A 2,632-nucleotide genomic window follows, 5' to 3' on the forward strand; every position below is an offset into this window, starting at 1 on the left:
GCGGGCCGGAGCCGCGTACGGGGAGACGTCCGGCCCGCGCCGAGGACCTCTCCGGGCTGCCCCCGGCCTTCCTCGACGTGGGTTCCGCGGAGACCTTCCGGGACGAGGTCGTCGCCTACGCCTCCCGGATCTGGCAGGCCGGAGGGGTCGCCGAGCTGCACGTCTGGCCGGGCGGCTTCCACGGCTTCGACGGCTTCGCCCCGCAGGCCGCGGTCTCGCGGGCGGCCCGTACCGCACAACTGGAGTGGCTGCGGCGGCTGTTGGCGGAGTAGGTCGCGGCGCCGCGAGCGATCGGCGGCGGGTGAACCCCCGCCGGGCCCGCGTTCACCCACGGCGGCGGCCGTCGCCGCCGGATTCCGTACGGACCGAGGGCCGGGCCCGCACCCGCCCGCACCCCTCCTCTCCGGCGGGCCGGTGGCGCATGATGGCCGTATGAAAGAGCTGGCCGGGCGGCTGACCGCGCTGGATCCCGACGCCGGCGCCGCCGTGCAGGTCATCGCCTACTTCGACCGGCTGGCCGAGGCGCGGGCCGGGGTGGAGGCGCTGGTGCGCGGGGCCGCCGTGCTCGCCGGGGTGCCCGCGCGGCTGGTGGACGCCGGGCGGCGGGTGCGGGTCCGGGTGGAGCCGGACGGCACCCGCCGGGACTCGGACCTGGCGCCGGACCCGGCCTGGCCGACCGCCGCGCTGACTCGCGGCGGGGAGCCCGCGCTGTGGCTGGAGCGGCCGGGCGCGGTGCCGAGTGTCGTGGACGCCGTGATCCTGGAGCGGGCCGCCGGGGTGATCCGGCGGGTGCTCGACCGCACGCGCGGCCGGGTCCCGCTGGACGACCCGGCGCTGGTGGAGACGGTGCTGGACGAGACGGCCACCGAACCGGCCCGGCTGCACGCGGCCCGCCGGCTCGGTCTGGACCCCGCCGCCCCGGCCCGCGCGCTGGCCACGCCGCAGGGGCCGCCCCGGGTCCTGTCCGGTTCGCGCGAGGCCGGACCGTACGCGGGCCGGACCGGTGTCGGCCCCGCCGTCCCGATCCTCGACCTGCCCCGCTCGTGGGCCGCCGCCCGCACCGCGCTGCGGTTCGCCGCGGAGGGCACCGCGCACGATCCCGGCCCCCGTGTCGTGTACGCCGACGAACTGGGCGGACTCGCGCTGCTGGCGGACCTCGTCGTCCCGGGCGGCGAACCCCCGGCCGACGTCCGGGCCGTGGAGGCGGCGGCCACGGACGCCCCCTGGATGCTCGCCACCCTGCACGCGGTGACCGCCACGACGAGTCTGCGGGCCGCCGCCGTCGAGGCCGGTGTGCACCACTCCACCCTCCAGGACCGCCTCATCCACGCCGAACACCTGCTGGGCTGGCCGACCCGCACGCCCCAGGGCCGGCTGCGCCTGCACCTCGCGCTGACCCTGCGGAGGCTGGCGCGGAGTTAGGGCCTCTCGTTTGGATTAGGCCGGGCTGACCGAAACGAAAGACCCTAGGACCGCGGGAGCCCCGGAGGGGGCGAGGTCGCGTTCAACCGTTCGGTTGAACGCGGATTACCCCGGACGCCCGGTCTCCGCTCCGTCCGGGGGACGCGCGGCCCGCTCCCACGGCGGAAGAATCGGCGGTGACCGTGGCGCCCGGTCACCGACACCCCCCGTTTCCTCCCCCCTCAGAGAGGTCCTCAGCATGCCCATCTCGCCCAGCAGGCGGCGTCTCCTCACGACCGGAGCCGGTGCCGCCCTCGGTATCGGCGCGCTCGGTCTCGGCTCCGGCCCCGCCGCGGCCTCCCCCACCGCGGCCTCTCCGCAGCAGCGGTCCGGCGGCGCCGAGGAGACCAGGTCGCTCGACGAGCTGTACCAGGCGGCGCTGGCGGAAGGCGGCAAGCTCGTCCTCTACGCCGGCGGGGACACCCCGACCCAGCAGGACGGCACCAAGGCGGCGTTCCTCCGCCGCTTCCCGGACATCGACCTGACGCTGGTCGTGGACTACAGCAAGTATCACGACGTCCGCGTCGACAACCAGTTCGCCACCGACACCCTGGTCCCCGACGTGGTCCAGCTCCAGACGGTGCAGGACTTCGTCCGCTGGAAGTCGCAGGGCCGCCTGCTGTCGTACAAGCCCGCCGGGTTCTCGCAGATCCACCACGGGTTCAAGGACCCGCAGGGCGCATGGGTGGCCATCGGTGTCATCGCCTTCGGCTCCATGTACGGGACCGACGCCGTCGGTGCGGACGCGCCCCGCACCCCGCTCGACCTGATCGACCCGAAGTGGAAGGGCAGGATCGCCTCCTCGTACCCGCACGACGACGACGCCGTGCTCTACCTGTACGCGCAGTACGTCAAGCGGTACGGCTGGGAGTGGGCGGCGAAACTCGCCGCGCAGGACGTCCAGTTCGCGCGCGGCAGCCACACGCCGGGCGCGGCCGTCCGCAGCGGGCAGAAGGCCATCGGTATCGGCGGCTCGGGTTCGCTGAACTCGGTGCCGTCGTCGCCGACGCGGTTCCTCGTCGCCGAGGGGCATCCCTTCATGGCCTGGGGCCAGCGGGCCGCGATCCTGCGGCAGGCCGCGCACCCCGCCGCCGCCTGCCTCTACCTCAACTGGCAGCTGTCCACCGCCCAGCAGCAGGCCTCGTTCAACGGCTGGTCGGTGCGCACCGAC

General features: G+C 75.5%; 3 protein-coding genes. All 3 read left to right on the plus strand.

The features are described 5' to 3' along the window. Window positions 1-272, plus strand: a 272-nt coding sequence (locus BZL64_RS34870) for an alpha/beta hydrolase (RefSeq protein ID WP_143663395.1), incomplete at its 5' end; no start/stop codon positions are given. A gap of 160 nt (window positions 273-432) precedes the next feature. Then, entirely contained in the window at window positions 433-1,422 is a 990-nt protein-coding gene (locus BZL64_RS34875; RefSeq protein WP_086773075.1) for a helix-turn-helix domain-containing protein, read from the plus strand. 238 nt (window positions 1,423-1,660) lie between these two features. Further along, a partial coding sequence (locus BZL64_RS34880) for an ABC transporter substrate-binding protein (protein ID WP_086773076.1) occupies window positions 1,661-2,632 on the plus strand: 972 nt, incomplete at its 3' end.

This window comes from Streptomyces bobili (assembly GCF_002154575.1).
Taxonomy (GTDB): domain Bacteria; phylum Actinomycetota; class Actinomycetes; order Streptomycetales; family Streptomycetaceae; genus Streptomyces; species Streptomyces bobili.

Excerpts from the sequence above, each read along its gene's own strand:
- BZL64_RS34875 (WP_086773075.1), top strand. The coding sequence starts at position 433 with ATGAAAGAGCTGGCCGGGCGGCTGACCGCGCTGGATCCCGACGCCGGC.